This window comes from Ruegeria sp. CDSA021 (assembly GCF_059612325.1).
Genome location: NZ_JBXWQJ010000003.1, coordinates 292049 through 311034 on the forward strand (window position 1 = coordinate 292049; position 18986 = coordinate 311034).

The following is an 18986-nucleotide window of genomic DNA, read 5'->3' on the forward strand; positions in this document are numbered from 1 at the left end:
AGGATAGATGATGTCCCGAAGCCTGTTGAAGTACACGCGAGTTCTGGAAATTGTTGGAGACACGATCAAGGTTCGGGTACCGGTTGAGGGTGACGGAAACCCTGCTGTTCGGTTCAACGACCTCGCGGTCATCGAGACCGTTGATGGCCGTAAAACGCTGGCGCAGGCGATCTTCATCGACCGGGATGTTGTCACGCTTCAGGTGTTTTCCGGCACTAAGGGAATCTCGACCGAGGCGACAGCGACCTTTCTTGGCCACCCCATGCAAACACCGTATTCTGCCAATATTCTGGGGCGGGTCTTTGATGGCGCTGGGGTACCGATAGACGGTGGCCCAGATCTGTCTTCCGAGCCGCGAATCGACATCGGTGGACCGACCGTAAACCCGGCTGAACGCGCAGTGCCCAACAAAATGATCCGCACCGATGTGCCGATGATCGACGTTTTCAACACGCTGGTTGAAAGCCAGAAGATCCCGATCTTTTCGGTTTCGGGCGAGCCATTCAACGCCTTCCTGAGCCGAATCGGTATTCAGGCGGACGCGGATATCGTGGTCTTTGGCGGGCTCGGGCTGATCTTTGATGATTATTACACGTTCCGAACCTCGTTTGAGGATGCGGGCGTGTTTTCGCGTTCTGTCATGTTCGTCAATCAGGCGATGGATCCTCTGGTTGAACGTTTGCTGGTGCCCGACATGGCCTTGGCCGTGGCCGAGAAGTTTGCGGTGGAAGAGGGTAAGCGTGTCCTGGTCCTGCTGACTGACATGACAGCATACGCCGACGCGATGAAAGAGGTGGGGATCAGCCAGGAAAGGGTGCCGTCGCAGCGCGGATATATGGGGGATCTCTATTCCCAGTTGGCGCGCCGATATGAAAAGGCATGTGACTATGCCAAGGGCGGATCGGTCACGGTTCTGACTGTGACAACAATGCCCGGCAATGACGTAACCCACCCCGTACCTGATAATACCGGCTATATCACTGAAGGGCAGATCTATCTGCACTCGGGTGTGATTGATCCCTTTGGCAGCCTGTCGCGCCTGAAGCAGAATGTGATCGGCAAGACCACGCGCGAAGATCACGGTCAGATCATGAACACGATGATCCGTTTCTACTCCGAAAGTCGCGACGCTGCGCAAAAACAGGCGATGGCGTTTGATCTGTCAGACTATGACCATCAGTTGTTGAAATTTGGCGCCTTATTCAGTGCGCGGTTCATGGACATCAACGTTTCGATCCCGCTGGAGGAGGCGCTGGATCTGGGCTGGAAAACGCTGGCCGAATGTTTCGCTCCGGAACAGTTGCTGATGAAACAGGCCTTGATCGACAAGTATTTCCCAAAGGATACCGATGGCGCGGTTGCAGCTGAATAAATCGTCACTGGCGCGCCAGCAGACACAGCTGAAAAGCTATGAGCGGTTTCTGCCGTCGCTGGACCTGAAGCGCCAGCAATTAATGGCGGAACGGGTGAAGGCGCGCGAGGATGTCAAACGTCTTCAGGATGAGGTGCAGGCCCTTGCGCAGCAGGTTGGCGAAAAGCTTCCGATGCTGGCCCAGCAGGGCATTGATCTGGATGGGCTGGTTGAGCTTAGGGATTACAAGGTCAAAGAGGTCAACGTAGTGGGCGTCAAGATGCCCGACCTGGACCGGATCGAAGTTGTCGTCCGTCCGTATTCCGTACTTGCCAAACCCCATTGGGTTGATACCGCCGCGCAGTTGCTGCACGACATGATCGAAGCGCGCCTGCGGGTCAAAATTGCCGAAGAACGTGTACGCATTTTCGACAAGGCAGTGGCCACGATTACGCAGCGGGTCAACCTATTCGAAAAGGTTCTGATCCCGCGCGCCAAAGCCAATATCAAAAAGATTCGCATCTATCTGAGCGACGAACAGATGCAGGCGGTGGTGCGGTCGAAGATTTCAAAGCGCAAACACGCGCAGGAGGCTTTGGCATGAGTGTGGCGCGTTTGAAAAAGATGTCTCTGGTAGGTCCGGCAACACATAAGGCGGACACGCTTGAGGCGTTACAGGACCTCGGCTGTATGCACGTTCTTCCGCTTGTTCCCCCACCGAATGAACCTGAAAAAATCAGCGATCGTGGTGCAAGAGAAGCGTATAAAGCGTTGCGTTTCCTTGCAGAAGTTCCTGAACCACGGCGTCAGATTCAGCGAGACCCCGACTTTGACATGGACCGTTTTGTGCATGAAGTGACTGACCTCATGCAGCGCACTCGGGATACGATGGACCAACGGGATTTTCTGGTACATCGTATTGCTCAGGTGCGGCCGTGGGGCGATTTGGACTTCCCGCCAACAGATGTTTTGGCTGGTAATCGCCTGTGGTTCTATCAGCTTCCATTGAAGCATCGTGAGGCTTTGGCAGAAGTCAAACTGCCCTGGGCCATATTGGAAGAAGACCACCGATTTCTTTACGCTGTGCTGATCTCGCCCGATGAACCTGACGACGATATTCTTCCGATCCCGCGCACGCATGTTGGCTCGTTGCCCATTCACGAGCTTGAAGCGCAGCTGGAAGAGGCTGAAATCGCGCTGGAGGCGCTCGAGGCTGAGCGTGTGGCGCAAACCCGCTATCTGACCCTTATGCGTCAGAACCTGTCCGTCGCCGAGAGCGCCGCCGAACTGGCCCATGCAAAGCAGAAAATACGCGACGCAGAAGCCATGTTTGCGTTGCAGGGGTGGGTGCCTGAGGATCGGATCGACGCAGTTCTGGACATGGCGCATTCCAAAGGGTCAGCTGCATTGATTGAAGAACCGGGCCCGGACGACACGCCTCCGACATTGTTGGAGCAGCCTGAGAAGCGCAGCGCTGCGGTCGATCTGGCGCTGTTTTATCAGGTGCCCGGATATCAGGATTGGGACCCCAGCGTCATCGTCTCGGCATCCTTCGCGATCTTCTTTGCCATGATTGTCGCGGATGCCGGATATGGCGCTGTCATCCTGCTGGGGATGCTGGCGTTTTGGAAACGGATGGATGGCACAGCTGGACTAAGGTCCTGGCGCCGCTTTGGTCTGATTATTTCGGGGGCTACGATTCTGTACGGCGTCATGGTTGGGAGCTATTTTGGGGCGTCCCCGTCTGCTGGCTCGATTTGGGCAAAGCTCAAGGTTTTGGATTTGAACAATTTCAGCGCAATGATGATGGTCTCGATTGTGGTTGGTGTCTTGCATCTGGTTCTGGCCAACGCGCTGGCGGCCCGTGCCGCGTGGGGGCAACGCAAGGCGATCGCCAATCTGGGTTGGATTGCTGCTCTGATCGGCGGGTTTGCCCTATGGCTCAGCTATATGAACGGCAAATCACCTGTGCCCGGCACATCTACTCTGATCGTTGGTGTTGTCGCGATTGTTTTGTTTTCCAGCGAAAGGATCATCCGAAAGCCGACAGATTGGATCTGGCGGCTGATCGAAGGATTTCAAAGCCTTGCCGGGGCGATGGGCGCCTTTGGCGACGTGCTAAGTTATATGCGCCTGTTCGCGCTGGGCCTTGCTTCGGCCTCACTGGCGATCACGTTCAACGATTTGGCCGTTTCCGTCATGCACGCGCTCAAAGGGCCGGGCATTCTGTTTGGGTTGCTGATCCTGATCATCGGTCACGTCTTGAATTTCGCCCTCGCCATGATGAGCGGCGTCGTCCACGGCTTACGTCTCAATTACATCGAATTCTTTAAATGGGGTCTGCCGGATGAAGGCATCGTCTTTCGTCCGTTTGCCCGCAAGGAGGTTCAGGAATGAATGAGCTTGTTCTCACACTGGGTTGGCTGGGCATCTACGCGCCAATGGCGTTGGGGGCTGCGTCAAGCGCCATAGGGTGCTCGATTGCCGGGATGGCCAGCATCGGGGCCATGACAGAAACCGAAGGTGGCTATGGCCGTTTTGTTGGTGTTTCAGCCTTTCCGTCAACGATGGTGATCTATGGAATTGTCATCATGTTCACCCTGAACCGTGACGTGACGCCGGAAAACGCAGGAGGTCTGTTTGGCATCGGCATTTTGTCTGGAATTGCCCTTATGTATTGCGGCATCTGGCAGGGCCGGGCTTGTGCCGCTGCGATCAACGCCACCAAGGAAAAGCCCGAGATATTTGGCCTCGCGCTTGCACCGGCAGCGATCATCGAAGGCTTTGGTGTTTTTGCCTTTGTGTTCGCTTTGGTCATTAGTGCGGGGATCAGCTGATGGCACAGAACGGAACGATTTCGCATGGCGTTGACGCCCTGATCGACAAGCTGCGCAATGATGGGGTAGCTGCCGGTCAGGCCGAAGCCGAGAAGCTGCGCGACGATGCCAAGGCCGAGGCTGCGCGCATTTTAGCGGATGCAAAGCGCGAAGCTGAAGAGTTCAAAAAGAAGGCGCGCACAGAATCCGACAACTATCGGTCTGCGGGTGAAGAAGCGTTGAACACCGCGATGCGGGATGCCGTGTTGACCATGAAGGCCGGCCTGACGGATCGCTTCAAGGAAGATGTTGAACGTCTTGTCACCAAAGAAATGTCCGATCCTGAGCTTCTCAAGCAAATGATACTTGAGGTTGTCGGCCGGGCCGGGGAAGGTGCCAACCTTGACGGCAAGGTTCAGGTCATTTTGCCCACCAAGGTCGCCACGCAGGAAGACATCAAGCAAAACGCTGATGACATTCAATCGGGCAAATTGACGAAGTACGTTCTTGGACTGACGGCGAAGATGCTTCGCGAGAATGTTGAACTGCACGTGGCAGACAACACTCAGGAAGGTATTCGCGTTCGGGCGGAAGATCAGGGAGTCGTGCTGGACCTGACCGACAAGGCTGTCGCTTCGTTGTTGATGGAGCATTTGCAACCCCGGTTCCGTGCGGTGCTGGAAGGGGTCATCCGCTGAGATGTCAGGGCAGGACGCCTATATCGCGTTGATGTGCAGTCTTCCGGGATCGGAACGGTTGTTCGTTGCCAAACAGCCGCCGCTGTCGCGTATCAGGCTCGAGCGTCGGTTGACGGCTCTGACAGCAAAAGATGCCGAGGTCTTGAATGTGCTGGAGCATACGCTGACCTGGAGTGCCTATGACATGGATGTCACAGACGTTCAGGCGATCCAGCGCTGCAAACAGGCGTTGCAAAACATCCCGCAGCCCACATTGCGCAAGCTCTTCATGGAACGCATGGAGCTACGCTCGGTAGTTGCAGCACTGCGTCTGAGAAAACGCGGAGACCCCGCGCCTTCAGGATCATTCGGCGTGGGACGATGGAGCCGCCATATTCCAGCCCACTGGGCCGATCCTACATTTGGGCTTGATACCCCGATGCCATGGTTGAAAGAGGCGCACCAATTGCTCGAAGACGAAGATCCGCTTGGTCTGGAACGTCTGCTTTTGTCTATCAGCCACAAGCAACTCAAGCGATATGCAGCTCGCCACATGTTCGATTTTGAAGCGGTCGCGATCTACGTCCTGATCTGGAACATTTTTGACCGCTGGGCGCAAAGCAGCGCCACGGAAGCGGCCAAGAGATTTGAGAAACTGGCGCAGCAGGCGATGGCCGATGTCGCCGATATCGATTTTGAGGGAGCAAGCGCATGACAGCCCCAACCTCAGCTAAACAAACGTCGACCGCACGTGTCGTCTCGGTTCAGGAAGGGCTTGTGAAGATACAGGCCAACCCGGACGTGACCGGTCAGCCCGGCCAATTGGTCAAAAACGAAGTTGTATTCATCCTGCCATCACGCCCCGGCCCCGGTGGGCGTCAGGAACGTCTAAAAGCCGAGGTGCTGCGTGTGCGTGGCGACACCGCAGACGTACAGGTCTATGAAAGCACCGACGGGGTGGCCGTTGGCGATCTGGTTGAGCAATCGGGTCAGTTGCTGTCGGTTGAGCTGGGGCCGGGACTTCTGGGGCAGGTGTTTGACGGGTTGCAGTCGCCTCTGCCCAAAGTGGCCGCCGAATTCGGCACCTTCCTGCCGCGCGGCGCAGATGTGGCACCGTTGGATGAGCTGGCAAAATGGTCCTTTACGCCCTCGGTCAAGGTTGGCGACACAGTAACTGCCGGGGACAGTATCGGGACGGTGCCCGAGGGCCACTTTAGCCACAAGATCATGCTGCCGTTCAATTGGTCCGGCACTTACAAGGTCGTCTGGGTGCAAAAGGGTGCGGCCACGATTCATGACCTTGTGGCCCGTCTGGAAGACGAAAACGGCGGCGAGCATACTTTGACACTTTCGCAGAAATGGCCGGTTCGGCGGCCATTGCCGGAAAACATCTTGAAACGCACCTTGTCAGAGCGCCTGTATCCGACCGAACCCGTTCTGACCTCGCAACGTCTGATCGACACATTCTTCCCGATCGCCCGCGGCGGAACCGCCTGTATTCCTGGGCCTTTCGGGGCAGGCAAGACCGTGCTGCAGAACCTGATTGCGCGGAATGCGAAAGTGGACATCGTGATCGTTGTGGCCTGCGGTGAGCGCGCGGGTGAGGTGGTTGAGACCATCGCGGAATTTCCGAAGATGACCGATCCGACCACGGGCGGTAGCCTGATGGACAGAACGATCATCATCTGTAACACGTCCTCTATGCCGGTTGCTGCGCGCGAAGCATCGATCTTCACCGGAATTACGTTGGGCGAATACTACCGTCAGATGGGCTATGACGTGCTGCTGATCGCGGACAGTACCAGCCGCTGGGCACAAGCCATGCGGGAAACCTCTGGCAAGCTCGAGGAGATCCCGGGTGAGGAAGGATTCCCCGCCTATCTGGAAAGCTCGATCAAAGGGTTGTACGAGCGCGCAGGGGCCTTGAAAACCAATGACGGTGATCTGGGCAGCCTGACGCTGATCGGAACGGTTTCACCTGCTGGCGGCAACTTTGACGAGCCGGTGACGCAATCCACACTGTCCACGGTCAAGTGCTTCCTCGGCCTGTCGTCCGAGCGCGCCTATAAGCGCTTTTATCCAGCCGTTGATCCGATGCTCAGCTGGTCTCGGTACTCGGACCAGTTGTCTGACTGGTACGACAAGAATGCCGAACCAGGCTGGACAGACAAAGTGCGCGCCCTTCTCGCCCTGATCGAAAAAGGTGAACAGGTTGATCAGATGATGCAGGTCACGGGGGAAGAGGGCGTCACAATCGACGATTTTGTTACGCAGCAAAAGGCGCTGTTTGTCGATATGGTCTATCTGCAGCAGGACGCCTTCGACAAGGTTGATGCGACCGTACCGCTGGAGCGGCAGAAAATGACGTTCAAACTTGTCTATGGCGTCACACAATCCACGGCCGCCTTCTCGGACAAGGGCGAAGTGCGACAAGTGTTTACGCAGCTGACCGGATTGATGAAGAATTTCCACTATGCGGCGGAAAACACGCCGGAATACAAATCGATCTGGACGCAGATCGAAGATCTGTGTCGCGAAAAGTTCGAAATTTAAAGAAGTAAATGGTAGCCCGTAGGGGAATCGAACCCCTCTTTCCAGGTTGAAAACCTGGCGTCCTAACCGATAGACGAACGGGCCATATGGTACTGGCACAAGCACAAGTGGTAGCCCGTAGGGGAATCGAACCCCTCTTTCCAGGTTGAAAACCTGGCGTCCTAACCGATAGACGAACGGGCCACGCTGGCTTGTGGAGGGCCTTTTACGGTTTCACCGTGACCCCCGCAAGCGGAAAAATGCAGGGACGTGAAAGTTTTTTGGGCCACTGCCGCAGAGTGTCAATTGGCCTCTGCTGCATCCTCCAGCCTGAGTTGCACGGATTGACGTCCGCCCCATGTGTTCACCTCAAGCCGACCCGCGAAATGGAAGCGCGCACCACCATGATTTGACAGCTTCTCACCCATCGGCCCATCAAAGGCACCAAAGGCAATTGCGTCCAGCCCACCACCCATGCCATCGGCGAGCGACAGTTTCAGATGCGTTTCCCCCACACGTTTGGCAAAGCGCACCTGCAGATCCGGCAAAGCATAGCGCGGGGCAGGGGCCGCAGCCCCAAATGGCCCTGCCTGTTCAACTTGTTCGATCAGATCAACCGTTGCCGCACCGGGCATGAGCGTGCCATCCAGTTTCAGGTCGGTCGGGCCACTCTGACCGGCCCCTTGTTTGGCCAGCAATTCGCTCAGACGTTCCATGGCAGGTTCAAGCTTGTCGCGCATCACCGTCAGACCCGCCGCCATTTTATGACCGCCGCCTTTAACCAGCAGCCCTTCGGCGGCGAGGCGCTGGATTGAAGCCCCCAGATCAACGCCCGAAACCGATCGTCCGGAACCTTTGCCTTCTTCGCCGTCAAAGCCGATCACGATGGCCGGACGGTTGGCGGTTTCCTTCAGGCGCGAGGCCACAATCCCCACCACGCCGGGGTGCCAGCCTTCACCTGCTGCCCACACCAATGGCGCGTCCATACCGCGGTCCTCGGCCTGTTCCATCGCAGCGGCGCGAACCGCGTTTTCAATGTCACGACGTTCCGTGTTCAAAGCGTCCAGACGTTCGGACAAGGCCTGTGCTTCGTGCAGAGACTCTGTGCTCAACAATCGCGCACCCAAATCGGCCTGACCGACCCGCCCACCTGCGTTCACGCGGGGGCCAAGCAGGAAACCTAGGTGGTAGCTGTTTGGCGCCGTATCCATGCGTGAGACATCGGACAGGGCCACAAGACCGGGGCGCTGCCGCTGCGCCATCACCTTCAAGCCTTGCCGAACCAGAGCGCGATTGGCGTCGATCAGAGGTGCAACATCGGCCACAGTGGCCAACGCCACCAGATCCAGCATGGACATCAGATCCGGCCCTTTTGTGCCTGCTTCGCGCAATTGGCGTCCGGCTTCGACCAGCATCAGAAACACAACGCCCGCCGCGCACAGATAGCCCAGATCACCGCTTTCATCCTGACGGTTGGGGTTCACGACAGCGACGCAATCCGGCAGCGTCTCGCCGCCAAGGTGATGATCCAGCACGATTACGTCGGCCCCTTTGGCCGCTGCGATCGGATCATGGCTGAGCGTCCCGCAATCGACGCATATGATCAGGTCATGCGCCGCCGCCAGGTCCCGCATGGCGGGCACATTGGGGCCGTACCCTTCGTCTATCCGGTCGGGCACATACAGCGTCGCCTGCAGGCCCATCTGCCGCAGCCAGACCAGTAGCAACGCGGCAGAGCTGCCGCCGTCGACATCGTAATCCGCAAACACAGCGATCTTTTGGCCATGTCGAACAGCTGCCAGAAAGCGTGCCGCCGCAGCCTCCATGTCTTTCATCGCACGAGGGTCAGGCAGCAATTCCTTGAGTTTGGGGTCCAGAAAGCTGCGTGCCTCCATAACCGGTACGCCGCGTCGGGCCAGAACCTGACACACCGCGCGTGGCAGGTCGGTCTGTTGTGCCATCATCTCAGAGGCGCGCTCTACCTCGGCGGCGGGACCAACCCAACGCCGCCCTGTCAACGATTGCTCAACCCCAAGAAAACTCATGTCCCGCCTCTTATGCGCCAAGGCCGGACCCTTGCGGATCCGGCCTCTTCATCTTTTCAGAAATACTCGCGCCGAAGGCAATGGCGCAAGCCGTTACGCTTCGTCGTGTGGCCATGTGGGCGTGCGATAGGACATGCGGCGCACCGACCCGGTTTTCGACCGCATCAGCAGCGTCGTGGTTTCCACCCAACCCGGTTCGCGTTTGATGCGCGGCAGCAACGAACCGCCAGTCACACCCGTTGCGGCAAAAATGACATCCGCAGTCACCATCTCATCGCGCGCATACACACGGTCCAGATCGGTGATGCCTGCCTTGGCGGCCCGACCACGTTCGTCATCGTTGCGGAACACCAAACGACCAAAGATCTGACCGCCCATACACTTCAGGGCCGCGGCAGCCAGAACACCTTCGGGTGCGCCGCCCTGACCCATATACATGTCGATGCCGGTCACTTCACTTTCGGCACAATGCATGACGCCAGCCACGTCACCATCGGTGATCAGGCGGATCGAGGCACCGGTTTCGCGTACCTCGGCAATCATCGCTTCGTGGCGGGGGCGCTCCAGAATGCAAACGGTGATGTCGGCCGGTTTGCAGTCCTTGGCCTTTGCCAGAGCTTCCACCCGTTCTCGCGGGGACATGTCCAGGTCGACCACGCCCTCGGGCAAACCCGGACCAACAGCCAGCTTGTCCATGTAAACGTCCGGCGCGTGTAGCATCGATCCACGAGGGCCCATTGCGATCACGGTCAGCGCGTTGGGCATATCCTTGGCAGTCAGCGTGGTGCCTTCCAGCGGGTCCAGCGCGATGTCCACACCGGGGCCGCTTCCGGTGCCGACCTCTTCACCGATATACAACATTGGTGCTTCATCGCGTTCACCTTCACCGATCACCACAACACCGGCAATGTCCAGCAGGTTCAGCTGTTCGCGCATGGCGTTTACGGCTGCCTGATCGGCGGCTTTCTCATCGCCACGCCCCACAAGCGAGGCCGAGGCCAGTGCAGCCTGTTCCGCCACCCTTGCAAGCCCCAGAGACAGCAGGCGGTCGTTAAAATCGGTTCTGGCAGCACTCATTGTTCAGTATCCCTTGATCAGTAAAGCCGTTTCTACCGGCATAGCTTGCGTTTCATGCAGGCCGCAAGATCAAACCTCTTCAATCCGCAAAGCAACAGGCTCACCTGCCACCACATCCGTGTTTCGGCACCCGTCCAGCGCAACGTCCAGTGCGGCGCGGGTGGTTTTGTGAGTGACGATCAGCACAGGCGCTGTGCTTTCAGCATGGGCATACTGGCGCATCCTGTCGATCGAAACACCGGCATCGCCCAAAATGGCAGCCACCTTGGCCAGTGCACCTGGCTTGTCCAACAGGCCCAGCCGTAAATAATAGGGCGCAGGCAGTCCGGTGACGGCCGGTTTGGCGGCCTCGAGCGAGGTGGCAGGCCGGCCAAAGGTCGGGATTTGCAGTCCACGCGCCAGATCGCAAACATCGCCCATCACGGCGCTGGCTGTTGGACCTTCGCCTGCTCCGGGACCACGCAACACGACCTGTTCGACCGAGTCGCCTTCGATCACCACCATATTGGTGCCGCCTTCCAACTGACCCAGCGGCGAGTCGCTGGGTACGAGGCAAGGTTGCATACGTTGCTCAAGTCCGCGCGCGGTGCGCTGCGCGACACCCAGCAGCTTGATGCGAAAGCCCATGTCCTCGGCCTGATCGATATCGTCGAGGCTGATTTGCTGAATACCTTCAATCTCGATGCCGTTAAAATTTGGTTTGGTGCCAAAGGCGATTGAGGCAAGCAATGCCAGTTTATGCGCCGCGTCGATACCGCCCACGTCCAGATTGGGGTCGGCTTCCAGGTACCCAAGTTCGGCGCACTCATCGAACAGGGCATTATATCCCTGACGCTGCGATTGCATCCGTGTCAGGATGTAGTTGCAGGTTCCGTTCATCACGCCCATGACGCGTGTGATCTCGTTTCCGGCCAGACCTTCAGTGAGGGATTTGATCACCGGGATGCCACCAGCAACTGCAGCCTCAAAGCGGATGACACGACCCGCGGCCTCGGCCTGTTCTGCCAACTCTTGACCGTGGATGGCCAGCAATGCCTTGTTGGCAGTGACAACATCCTTGCCCGAGGCCAAGGCTGCCTCGACCGAAGCTTTGGCGGGGCCGTTTTCACCACCCATCAACTCGACATAAACATCGATATCGTCGCGTTTCGCCAACGTGACTGGATCGGTTTCCCAGGCATAACCCGACAGGTTTACACCGCGATCTTTGTTGGGATCTCGTGCAGACACTGCCACGATCTCAATCGAACGGCCTGTGCGCGCTTTCAGCAAATCGGCATGGCGGCGGACAATCTTGACGACACCGACGCCGACTGTTCCCAAGCCCGCAATTCCCAGCCGCAGTGCCTGTGTCATGTCGTGTGTCCCTTTCCGCCGGAATCTAACTGAATTCGGACGTTTGTCCGATCAGCGCTGCCTTATCGGGTTCGGACCAATGGTGCAATCCGTCACCGGGCAATTGTAGGGGTGAAATACCGCGCTTTAGTTGGTGGGTGCGTTTTGCAGCGCTTCTGCCTTTTGCGCCAATGCTTCGCTGCGCTGTGTCAGGTCTTCTTCGACCGCTGCAGCCTCGCTGACCGGATCAATGGCAGGCCCTAGTGTTTCTTGCAATGGAACAAGGCGCGGGTAGGGGGCTTTTTTGACCGAGGCCGCTTCGCTGCCTTCCAACTCGGGGAAATCTGCGCATCCGGCGCAAAGAAGAACAAACGGCAGTAATGGCAGCAGTTTCATTGGGTGCGCTTTTTCTGGTGTTACGTGCCCCATTGTGATGCACGTTTTGGCACCGTCGATCAAGCGGGGTTCTATCTGAACAATTGTTCAGATATTGTGAGTACATGGCACGTACTCAAGGCTCTCATTCCGACATAACCGGCCCACGCATTCGCAAGGCCGCGCTGAACCTGTTTGCGCGTCACGGCTATGCGGCTGTTTCGATGCGGCAAATCGCAAAAGAAGTCGGCGTGCAGGCCGGGGCGTTGTACAACTACACACCAGACAAGCAACATTTGTTGTTCCGGTTGATGCGGGAACATATGCAAGAACTGCTTTCGGCACTTGGTGACTTGCAGCTAGGCCAAGACGCACAAGAAGCGCTGCGCCAGTTCGTGGGGTTCCATATCCGGTTCCACCTGCAACGCCCCGATGAAGTCTTTATCGCGTATATGGAGTTGCGAAACCTTACGCCTGAGAACTTTGCTGAAATTGAAGACCTTCGCCGACAGTACGAAAACGCACTGGAAAACATCCTTCACACCGGACAACAGGCCGGTCAGTTTGCGATACCGGATACCAAGATTGCAACGCTTGCTGTGATTGCCATGTTGAACGGTGTGATGACCTGGTACCGATCCGGTGGCCGACTGTCGCTGGATGAGGTTGAACAGATCTATTGGAACATGGTGCACAAAGCGGTGACGGCCTGACAAGGTCAGACCGCCATTATGCTAGTGCGCGGGGCGAATGAACGTCCCGTTTCGCAGTTCCCGAAACGCCTGTTCCAGTTCGGTCCGGGTGTTCATCACGATGGGACCATGCCATGCGACTGGCTCATCGATTGGAGCGCCAGATATCAACAGGAACCGAACACCTTCCGGGCCTGCCTGAACCGTGATTTCATCCCCGGTGCCAAAACGAACAAGGGTTCTGTCGCCGGACATGTCGCGGATGTTGACCTCTTGCCCTGCGACCTCTTTCTCCAAGAGCACTCCTGCCGGCTGCGATGCGTCGGCAAAGGCGGCCTGGCCCTGAAACACATAGGCGAAAGCCCGGCGATAGGTGTCGATCCGAAACGTCTTTTTCACACCTGCCGGGACAGAGATGTCCAGGTATTGCGGGTCTGCCGCGATACCATCTACAGGCCCGGTTTTACCCCAAAAATCACCGACAATCACCCGCACGGTCGTGCCGTCGTCATCGGTGATTTCGGGAATGTCCTTGCTTTGAACATCCTGATACCGAGGGGTGGTCATCTTCTGGTCTGAAGGCAGGTTGCCCCACAGTTGGAAACCGTGCATCTGGCCCGAGGCGTTTCCGTGCGGCATTTCCTGATGCAAAATACCTGAACCCGCCGTCATCCATTGCACATCGCCAGCACCTAAGGTGCCAGTGTTGCCCAATGAATCGGAATGCTCGACCGATCCAGCCAGAACATAGGTGATCGTTTCGATCCCCCGATGCGGATGCCAGGGAAACCCGGCCTGATAGTCCTGCGGCTGATCGTTTCGAAAATCGTCGAACAGCAGGAAAGGATCCAGTTCCGATGGATCCTGAAACCCGAATGCACGATGCAGCTTTACTCCGGCCCCTTCCATCGTGGGAATAGCCTTGCGCGTTTCCAATGTAGGTCTGAGAGACATGGTAACCTCCGGTTCGTTTGAGCAGCATTTAAGTTCTGCGCTCATGCAGTCAATTTACGCAAATAAACCAAACCTGTGCGAATTTGCATCGCAAGCAAACCTCTGTTGTTTCCCGTTCAAAGTAGCTAAGTCGAGTGGGATGAAACAGGAGGCTTCCATGCAGGACGAAGTGCTGGCAACGATTCAGGCATCCACGCCCAGACGTTGGGCCGGGGTAGGGATGCTGACGACGGTCGGGGTCTTGGTGACTTACGTCGCCGTGGTATCGCCACCCGAACCGGTGTGGCAAATCTTCCTGTTTGCAATCGGCGGAGCGTCGCTTTGGCTGGCATATTCAGTCTGGCGCGCAACCGAAGACTGCATAGAGCTGACTCAGACCGAGATACGTTCGGGGTCCGGTGAAGTCATTGCAAAAGTGGAAAACATCGAGGCCGTGGATCGGGGTGTCTTCGCATTCAAACCGTCAAATGGTTTTCTGGTTCGTATGCGCCACAAAATGCCGAACCGTTGGGCGCCCGGTCTGTGGTGGCGCGTGGGCCGCAGGGTTGGCGTGGGCGGCATGACAGCTGCCGCCGAAGCCAAGTTTATGTCGGAAGCTTTAAGCGTTCTTATCGCAGACGAAAGGTGTCTTCGCTAGGTTACAAGCGACTTCGTTGGTAAAGCGGGGGCGGGTAAAAATGAAGTTTTCAAAAGTGATACCCGTCGCAAAATCCCAACCCGGTTTGAATGTTGGAATGTATTCGTTGGAAGTCTCAACTAAAATTACCGTGTCCTGATTAGTCATCGGAGGCAGGCGGTTTTCGATACCCTGGATGCTATTGTCGTTCCATTCCTTATCAAAGCCGCGCACGGTTGACCAACGCACATAATGGCGGTCATCGTCTGCGTCGTAAACGATCAGCGAAACCCGCATCTTTATTTCAGACCGGTTGTTGATCATCTTCCCTGCCAAGTCGTGCAGCGAGTCAAAGTACACATCTGTCACAGCCTGCGTTTCGCGCGAGATCAGATCACTGACCGTGTAGGCTGCTTTCAGGTTGGACGCACTTTGACGAAATCCTTCAAAAGCCGTGAAGGTGAACGTGATTGTCCAAAGCATCAGCGGGAAAATCATGAGTGCTTCTACCGTCAGAATCCCACTTTCGTCGTTCTTGAAGGCTTTGACGCGGCTTTTCAGGTTTTTGAGTACAGACATGATCTTAAATCGGCTCCTGTACGAATGCTGTTGTCGCGGTTACCGCGTAGTGGCCGGACCCGTCAGGGACAACTTTTGCAATGGCCGACGTCTCAAGAACTGGATCAATGCGAAGGCAGGCCCGCAAAATCATTAGTTCATTGGATTGGCCACTTTTGAAATCCAAGACAGGCTTGGGATCTTCGGAACTGTCCGTGCAGGGGACATCATCTGAAAGAACGATGCCTGCAAATGCGTCCTGTTGGACCATCTGCAGCCGCAGGTTGCCTGAACAGTCCTTGATACCGGAAACATTACAAATCCGGTTCTTGATCTCATCATGATTCCAGTTGGTGCCTGTACCCAGTCGAATGTCCCGTACGACCAAATCTACACCACGTTCAAGGGCAGCGTGCTGCATTGTAATGATCGACAGCTCGGTTCCTGCCACAAGAAGAGCTAGGAAGCCCGGAACGAGCATGACAAACTCGATCGTTGCATTTCCTGTCTCGGATCGCCGGAAGGGGCCGAGCTTTGACAGCATTTTCCGGATCATTGGGTCAGTCTCAATTTGTGGATGGATGAGGCAATTGATTCGAATGCTTTTTCAAGATTTAGACCGCTAACGTCATAGACGTGGCTATCCGAACTGGCACAGTCTTGGAGCGTTCTGAAGCCAGCACGCGGTGCTTCAAATGCGATTCCATAGACAATGATACCTTCGTCTTTCGCTGCGCCACACACGTGTTTTGTGTGTTGGTTCTTTGCCGAAGTTTCTACCTTGGAGTAAGCTTTGGAATACCATTCCGCCCAACCGCTGGATTGCCAGTAGTAATTGTATCTGGCGTTCCAGGCCAATGAGGTACGGTTAAACAGTTCGGGATAGGTCAAGCGAACCGCCGTCCCGGTTTCCTCGTTCAAAGGTGTCTCAGGCTCGGGGTTTCCGAAGGGGTGATCCGCCCACACGTTTTGCTGGGGCCAGAAAAAGTTCGGACGGCCTTGAGAATGGTAAACGGTATATTCGCCTGCTTCGGAATTGTACCAAACGTCCGACATACCTTCGCGCAACGAGGGATTGAGCATATATTGGTCTGTGTTCTGCCCGTCGGTCATGACAATGATAATTTTCAAGACGTCCGAATTATAGTCTGTCGGGCGCACCGAAAACTTGCTTGGAACGATCGTTGACGGTGCATATGCCGGGTCTTGTTCTGTCGATAGTTGCTGTACAATTGACCGAGTACTGGGGTCCAAAAGGGCAGTTCCCCACTTCACTCCGATATCGATTGATGTGTTCCCGCCCGGCGTGAGCGATGCAATTTGCCCAAGGAGCTTATTCATATTGTCCGTCACAGGTGTGATTGCGCTGCCTGCGCGAACTGGGCAAACGGGCAGGTCAATTGAACCTTCAGAATAGGTGAAGGGATCGAAATGAGCCGTGCGTTCCAACGTATCACCTACGTGCAAGTCAGCATCGCTGTACTGCTCCGGAATAAAGTTTACGCAATGCGAATAGCTATGCTCCTGCGTTACGTTAGTAAACTTGTCCAGAATTGGAGCACCAGCATTTACCTGAGTTGCATATGGGACGATCGAGATTGAAATTTGACCTTCCCCTGGTTTGTCTAACATCAGACGGACAAATTCCGAGGCGGCCTCGCGCAGCACAGCGATCTTGGTTTTCGAAGGCGTGGCCGAAACGCGAGACATGGACCCAGAAATATCGAGAACTAGCGAAATTTCCACCGCGCCGATCGATTCTTCAGCCGCACTATTCGCTTGCATCGCCAATTCTGTAACCTTGCCAAACCGTAGGTAACGCGTTGGCATGACAGCATCGGCCGTTGCCGTTACGCTTCTGGAGCCAAAACCTTCTGTAACCGTGGTAACGGCTTCAAGATTGCCCAGCCCGGCCTTGTCCATGTACGCATCGACAACCTCTTTGGCTGGAAGTTTCTGGTCAAGGTCGGCGGCCGCCAGCACAGCACGGTCCAGGGTGGACTGAAGGCTTGCACGGTCGCGTTCATATTTCATGACATCCATTGACATGCCGGTGATCGCAAGCATCAAGACTACCATGAACAGCACGAAAATAGTAAACGTGCCGTCTTCTTCTTTGGCAAACTTACGAATATAAGTAGGCTGAAGCTTCGGCTTCAAACCATTCTTCTGAGTTGAAAATGTGTTCATTGTGATGACTCCGCCCCGCGTTTATTTCATGCGGTCAAGAAAAGAACTTTGCGTTAACACTAGCCTTCAATCGTGGCGCGAATTAGGCAGAAAAGGCTTGGTTTTGGCCTTTTTGCGCACTTTTCAGCTATAAAGACGGCCGCCACGCGCCATCTGTCAATGAATTGAAAACAATCCGTTAAGGTTTGAGAAAGAGTGGGCGACTCATCCTCAGCCGATCAGAACTTTATGACGGAAATGATGAAAAAAAGTGCATTGTTTGATTGCAGCCTGTTCTAACTGGTGCGACAAAACGACATGACGTCGCGTCTGATACCTAATCGGAGGATTGTATGACCAGCATCAAAGAACCCAGCTTTCGTGAAAGCGTTGATCTGATGTTTAACAGGGCGGCGTCCCTAATGGACCTGCCGCCGGGATTGGAGCAAAAGATCCGGGTTTGCAACGCGACCTATACCGTTCGGTTCGGTGTACGCTTACGCGGTGAAATTCACACATTCACGGGGTATCGTTCCGTGCATTCCGAGCATATGGAGCCTGTCAAAGGCGGCATTCGTTACGCAACAGCGGTGAACCAGGACGAAGTTGAGGCGCTGGCCGCTCTGATGACGTATAAATGCGCTCTGGTTGAAACGCCTTTTGGCGGATCGAAAGGCGGATTGTGCATCGACCCACGCAAATACGAAGAATATGAGATGGAGCAGATCACCCGGCGCTTTGCCTATGAGTTGGCCAAGCGTGACCTGATCAACCCGTCCCAGAACGTCCCGGCCCCGGATATGGGAACGGGCGAGCGAGAGATGGCATGGATGGCCGACCAATACGCACGGATGAATACGACTGATATCAACGCGCGCGCCTGTGTGACCGGGAAACCTTTGAACGCGGGCGGCATTGCTGGTCGGGTTGAGGCGACGGGACGCGGCATTCAATACGCGCTGCGCGAGTTTTTCCGTCATCCCGAAGATGTCCAGAAAGCCGGCCTGTCGGGCAAACTGGACGGCAAACGCGTCGTCGTGCAGGGATTGGGCAACGTGGGATATCACGCGGCCAAGTTCCTAAGTGAGCAGGACGGTTCAATCATTGTTGGTATCATCGAATGGGACGGCGCGCTTTATAACCCCGAAGGTATCGACGTCGAAGCGGTTCGGCAGTGGATCGTCAAACATGGCGGCGTCAAGGATTATCCCGATGCAACGCATTCGGCCGAAGGTGCAAGCGTGCTGGAATCGGATTGCGACATCCTGATCCCGGCTGCTTTGGAGGGGGTGATCAACCTGTCCAATGCCGAACGGATCAAAGCCCCATTGATCATCGAAGCAGCCAATGGGCCGGTGACGGCGGGTGCGGATGAAATTCTGCGTAAGAAAGGCACGGTGATCATACCGGACATGTATGCCAACGCGGGCGGTGTGACGGTCTCGTACTTCGAGTGGGTCAAGAACCTCAGCCATATTCGCTTTGGCCGGATGCAGCGCCGACAGGAAGAAGCCCGGCATGAGTTGATCGTCAGCGAACTGGAAAGGCTCGACCGCTATTTGGGTGATGCCTGGACCATGTCGCCCGACTTTAAGTCGCAATATCTGAAGGGGGCCGATGAGCTGGAGCTGGTTCGGTCCGGTCTGGATGACACCATGCGCATTGCTTACCAGTCGATGCGCGAGGTCTGGCACAGCCGCGATGATGTCGAGGATCTGCGGACGGCGGCCTATATCGTGGCCATCGACCGCGTTGCGAAAAGTTATCGCGCCAAAGGGCTCTGATCTTA

18 protein-coding genes and 2 tRNA genes are annotated in these 18986 nt (G+C 56.1%); 10 read left to right on the top strand and 10 right to left on the bottom strand.

Annotated elements, in window-relative coordinates; genetic code table 11:
• Window positions 1–10 precede the first annotated feature (10 nt).
• The 7 genes from AC2FLD_RS05855 to AC2FLD_RS05885 are packed head-to-tail and all read left to right on the top strand — an operon-like array spanning window position 11 to window position 7397.
• Window positions 11–1372 (top strand): V-type ATP synthase subunit B, encoded by a 1362-nt coding sequence (locus tag AC2FLD_RS05855; RefSeq protein WP_496667910.1) that lies wholly within the window; start codon window positions 11–13, stop codon window positions 1370–1372.
• A complete protein-coding gene (locus AC2FLD_RS05860; RefSeq protein ID WP_496667911.1) occupies window positions 1350–1955 on the top strand; it encodes a V-type ATP synthase subunit D in 606 nt (201 codons plus the stop codon). The genes AC2FLD_RS05855 and AC2FLD_RS05860 overlap by 23 nt, the downstream gene beginning before the upstream one ends.
• Window positions 1952–3748: a V-type ATP synthase subunit I gene (locus tag AC2FLD_RS05865; protein WP_496667912.1), complete on the top strand. Its 1797-nt coding sequence runs from the start codon at window positions 1952–1954 to the stop codon at window positions 3746–3748. The genes AC2FLD_RS05860 and AC2FLD_RS05865 overlap by 4 nt, the downstream gene beginning before the upstream one ends.
• The gene (locus AC2FLD_RS05870) at window positions 3745–4188 is read left to right on the top strand and encodes an ATP synthase subunit C (RefSeq protein WP_050602715.1); all 444 of its coding nucleotides are present in this window, start codon (window positions 3745–3747) and stop codon (window positions 4186–4188) included. The genes AC2FLD_RS05865 and AC2FLD_RS05870 overlap by 4 nt, the downstream gene beginning before the upstream one ends.
• Window positions 4188–4865, top strand: coding sequence for a hypothetical protein (locus AC2FLD_RS05875; protein ID WP_496667913.1), 678 nt, complete (start codon window positions 4188–4190; stop codon window positions 4863–4865). Before AC2FLD_RS05870 ends, AC2FLD_RS05875 begins: the two co-directional genes overlap by 1 nt.
• Window position 4866: 1 nt before the next feature.
• Window positions 4867–5559 (top strand): hypothetical protein, encoded by a 693-nt coding sequence (locus AC2FLD_RS05880; protein ID WP_496667914.1) that lies wholly within the window; start codon window positions 4867–4869, stop codon window positions 5557–5559.
• The gene (locus tag AC2FLD_RS05885; protein ID WP_496667915.1) at window positions 5556–7397 is read left to right on the top strand and encodes a V-type ATP synthase subunit A; all 1842 of its coding nucleotides are present in this window, start codon (window positions 5556–5558) and stop codon (window positions 7395–7397) included. Before AC2FLD_RS05880 ends, AC2FLD_RS05885 begins: the two co-directional genes overlap by 4 nt.
• Before the next feature lie 9 nt (window positions 7398–7406).
• On the opposite strand, the gene AC2FLD_RS05890 is transcribed toward AC2FLD_RS05885, so the two are convergent.
• The 6 genes from AC2FLD_RS05890 to AC2FLD_RS05915 all read right to left on the bottom strand — a co-directional run bounded on the left by AC2FLD_RS05890 (window position 7407) and on the right by AC2FLD_RS05915 (window position 12229).
• Window positions 7407–7481, bottom strand: a tRNA-Glu gene (locus AC2FLD_RS05890).
• Window positions 7482–7505: 24 nt separating this feature from the next.
• Window positions 7506–7580, bottom strand: a tRNA-Glu gene (locus tag AC2FLD_RS05895).
• Between the two features lie 98 nt (window positions 7581–7678).
• Complete coding sequence (gene recJ / locus AC2FLD_RS05900; protein ID WP_496667916.1) at window positions 7679–9421, bottom strand: single-stranded-DNA-specific exonuclease RecJ; 1743 nt, start codon at window positions 9419–9421, stop codon at window positions 7679–7681.
• Between the two features lie 93 nt (window positions 9422–9514).
• On the bottom strand, window positions 9515–10498 hold the full coding sequence (gene glpX / locus AC2FLD_RS05905; protein WP_050602710.1) for a class II fructose-bisphosphatase: 984 nt from the start codon (window positions 10496–10498) through the stop codon (window positions 9515–9517).
• A 69-nt stretch (window positions 10499–10567) separates the two neighbouring features.
• Window positions 10568–11854, bottom strand: a complete 1287-nt coding sequence (locus AC2FLD_RS05910) for a homoserine dehydrogenase (RefSeq protein WP_496667917.1) — start codon at window positions 11852–11854, stop codon at window positions 10568–10570.
• Between the two features lie 126 nt (window positions 11855–11980).
• A complete protein-coding gene (locus AC2FLD_RS05915) occupies window positions 11981–12229 on the bottom strand; it encodes a hypothetical protein (RefSeq protein WP_496667918.1) in 249 nt (82 codons plus the stop codon).
• 104 nt (window positions 12230–12333) lie between these two features.
• Here AC2FLD_RS05915 and AC2FLD_RS05920 point away from each other — a divergent pair, with 104 nt between their 5' ends.
• On the top strand, window positions 12334–12921 hold the full coding sequence (locus AC2FLD_RS05920) for a TetR/AcrR family transcriptional regulator (protein ID WP_496667920.1): 588 nt from the start codon (window positions 12334–12336) through the stop codon (window positions 12919–12921).
• 21 nt (window positions 12922–12942) lie between these two features.
• Here the strand turns inward: AC2FLD_RS05920 and AC2FLD_RS05925 are convergent, their stop codons facing one another.
• Window positions 12943–13854 (bottom strand): pirin family protein, encoded by a 912-nt coding sequence (locus tag AC2FLD_RS05925; protein ID WP_496667921.1) that lies wholly within the window; start codon window positions 13852–13854, stop codon window positions 12943–12945.
• Between the two features lie 157 nt (window positions 13855–14011).
• Here AC2FLD_RS05925 and AC2FLD_RS05930 point away from each other — a divergent pair, with 157 nt between their 5' ends.
• Complete coding sequence (locus AC2FLD_RS05930) at window positions 14012–14491, top strand: hypothetical protein (protein ID WP_496667922.1); 480 nt, start codon at window positions 14012–14014, stop codon at window positions 14489–14491.
• Here AC2FLD_RS05930 and AC2FLD_RS05935 read toward each other — a convergent pair.
• The 3 genes from AC2FLD_RS05935 to AC2FLD_RS05945 form a co-directional block, all read right to left on the bottom strand.
• Window positions 14453–14968 (bottom strand): TadE/TadG family type IV pilus assembly protein, encoded by a 516-nt coding sequence (locus tag AC2FLD_RS05935; RefSeq protein WP_496667923.1) that lies wholly within the window; start codon window positions 14966–14968, stop codon window positions 14453–14455. The two genes, AC2FLD_RS05930 and AC2FLD_RS05935, sit on opposite strands and share 39 nt — an antisense overlap.
• A gap of 85 nt (window positions 14969–15053) precedes the next feature.
• Window positions 15054–15584 carry a TadE/TadG family type IV pilus assembly protein gene (locus tag AC2FLD_RS05940; RefSeq protein WP_496667924.1) on the bottom strand — a complete coding sequence of 177 codons (531 nt, stop codon included), beginning with the start codon at window positions 15582–15584 and terminating at the stop codon, window positions 15054–15056.
• Window positions 15581–17218 carry a Tad domain-containing protein gene (locus AC2FLD_RS05945; RefSeq protein ID WP_496667925.1) on the bottom strand — a complete coding sequence of 546 codons (1638 nt, stop codon included), beginning with the start codon at window positions 17216–17218 and terminating at the stop codon, window positions 15581–15583. Before AC2FLD_RS05945 ends, AC2FLD_RS05940 begins: the two co-directional genes overlap by 4 nt.
• 332 nt (window positions 17219–17550) lie before the next feature.
• Between AC2FLD_RS05945 and AC2FLD_RS05950 the strand changes: the two genes are divergently transcribed.
• Window positions 17551–18981 (top strand): Glu/Leu/Phe/Val family dehydrogenase, encoded by a 1431-nt coding sequence (locus AC2FLD_RS05950; RefSeq protein WP_496667926.1) that lies wholly within the window; start codon window positions 17551–17553, stop codon window positions 18979–18981.
• The last annotated feature ends 5 nt before the right edge of the window (window positions 18982–18986 follow it).